Here is a 2,258-nt window from a genome sequence, read left to right as displayed (position 1 = left end):
GATTCGACGATTGCTGGAGCCGGCGCGGTTTATAGTCATCGGCGTGATAACCGGACGTAGGGGCGGGTTTCAAACCCGCCCCTACACCAAGGGTCTGTCCGGATCCGCGATCCGTAGGGTCCGCTGTGCGGACCGCCGCCCGTGCGGACCGCCGCCCGTGCAGATCGCGCGGTGGCCGGGTTTATGACCAAGGCCGACAACGACAACGACAACGACAACGAAAGCGTACCCGCGATCTCGGTCACCACATCAGTTCTGATCGCACCCCGGACCGGGCCGGGCTGCTGTGCGGTGCTCCCGGGTGCCTTGCCACAGGGCCTTGAGGAGACGCGTCTGCTCGACGAAGGCGGGGGCATCGGGGGCCTGGGTGTGCAGGGCGGCGGCGACGGGTCCGGCGGGCCGGGCGCCGGCCTTGGCGATCACCGCGGCCTGCTGCGCAGGCGCCAGGTGGCGCAGTTCGGGGCGGCGCCGCTGCCAGGCGCCGAGGACCTGCCGCTGGGTCGACGCCACCAGTTGGCCGGCTCGGCCATGGCGCCAGAGGAAGGCGGCGGCGGCGTCCAGGTGCTCGATCAGGTCGCGGCGGCGGCGGTCCGGGACCGGGGTCAGGGGGCCGAGCCGGGCGCCCAGGGACCAGGCCCAGACCAGGACCAGCACCCCGGCCGCAACCAGGGCCGCGGGCGCGGCGGCCCACAGCAGGGCGCCGAGCCAGGGCACCGAGCTATCGTACAACAGCCAGACCTTGCCCCCGGGGGGCGGCCGGGCCAGTCGGGCGAAGAACAGCGCGTGGTCGTGGCGCCCGATCCGCTCGTTGGTCAGGAACCCGAGGTCGCTGGTGACGGTGAGCAGCCCGGCGCCGACCGCCTGCTGCAGCAGGCGGGGGTGCCCGGCGGCGTGCACCAGGTTGGCCTGGGTGGGGTCCGCGACCTTCAAGGCCCAGTCCGGATCGAAGCCGACCCTCAGCGGCGCGCGCGGGTCCCCCCACAGGATCTGCCCCAGGGCCTGCTCCCCATCCGGTCCCGGGCGCTTGTCGGCCGTCCCCTCGACCCTGGTGCGCCCGATCCCGAACCCGCCCAGGAGGTCGTCCGGGCTGGGATCCTGGTCCCCCGGGTCGGTCGCCTCGACCACCAGGCGCCCGCCGCCCCGGAGCCAGGCGCCCAGGGTGGCGCGGTGCCGCGCGTTGAGCCGGCCCAGGCCATTGACGACCAGTGTATCCGCCGTCGGCGGGGGCTGGTGCAGCAAGCCGGCGCCGGCGCGACTTTCCGCCGGGATGCCCAGGCGGGTGAGAAAGCGCTCCGCGGCCAGGAAGGGGTTGCGGCGGGCCGCCGCCGCGGCGCCGACGGCGACTTCCTGGGGCCGGCGCTCGAAGTTGGTGAGGAACCAGGCGCCGAAGGACACCGCGGCAATCAGGGTCAGGCCGATCAGGACCAGGCCCAGGGTGCGCTGCTCAGCGGCCATCGGCGTCGCTCCCCGCGCGGGCCCGCGGCTCCCCGGCCGCCGCGGCGTCCCCGGCGGGCCCGCCGTGCCCCGTCCAGCGCAGCCAGTCGTCGAGACGCGCGGCGATGCGCTCCGGGTCCGGCGCCTGCTGGGCATAGGCCAGGGCCTGCCAGTCCCGGGTGAGGCGCCGCAGGGGTACCAGGTCCCCGGTGCCCGGGTGGCCGGCGGCGAGCCGCAGGCACTCACCCTCGGTGGCCCCGTCCGGGATGCGCAGGCCGCGCCGCCCCAGGTGGCCGATGCTGCCCCGATACAGGAGCGCCAGGGCGCCGCGCGGGTCCCCGGCGGTGAGCCGGGCGCGCACCGCCCGCGCCAGCCCGGCCGCGTCCGGGTCCGGGTCCCCGCCTAGGGACTCCGGGGCCGCGGGGGCCGGGCGCTGCGCCGGCCGGCGCCGCCGCCAGGCGCCGGGCTGCCAGTCGCGCAGGATGCGCCGGATCAGGAGGGCGACGGCGACGACCGCCAGGACCACCAGGAGCCCCTTGGCCAGGCGCCCCAGGATCACTGCGAAGTCGCCCAGGTCCTTGAGCCAGGTCGGGTCCGGCGCGGCGGTCTCCTCGTCGGGGCCGATATAGGTCCAGACGGACTCCGTGCGCGTTCGCCCGAAGTCGGCGTCGGCCAGGACCTCGGCGATCAAGGCGCGTGCCGGTGCCGGTGCCGGCAGGGGCGGCAGGGGGTCGGCGCCGACCGGCGGGCCTGGCCAGGCGGCGAGCACGGCAGCGCACAGCAGGCCGGCCGACACCGCGGCGCGGGCGCTGCCGCGGCGGCCG

The 2,258-nt window shown here is 76.5% G+C and carries 2 protein-coding genes; both read right to left on the bottom strand.

The features are described from left to right. Nucleotides 1-249 precede the first annotated feature (249 nt). On the bottom strand, nt 250-1,455 hold the full coding sequence (locus QZY48_RS00160; RefSeq protein ID WP_295426313.1) for a DUF4350 domain-containing protein: 1,206 nt from the start codon (nt 1,453-1,455) through the stop codon (nt 250-252). Next, the coding region (locus QZY48_RS00155) for a DUF4129 domain-containing protein (RefSeq protein ID WP_295426312.1) at nt 1,445-2,258 on the bottom strand (814 nt) is incomplete at its 5' end. The genes QZY48_RS00155 and QZY48_RS00160, both read right to left, overlap by 11 nt.

The sequence above is a fragment of the uncultured Thiodictyon sp. genome (genome assembly GCF_903828115.1).
In the GTDB taxonomy this organism is placed as follows: Bacteria; Pseudomonadota; Gammaproteobacteria; order Chromatiales; family Chromatiaceae; genus Thiodictyon.
The sequence above is the reverse complement of the archived record's forward strand: the minus strand, read 5'-3'. Positions and strand labels throughout refer to the sequence as shown.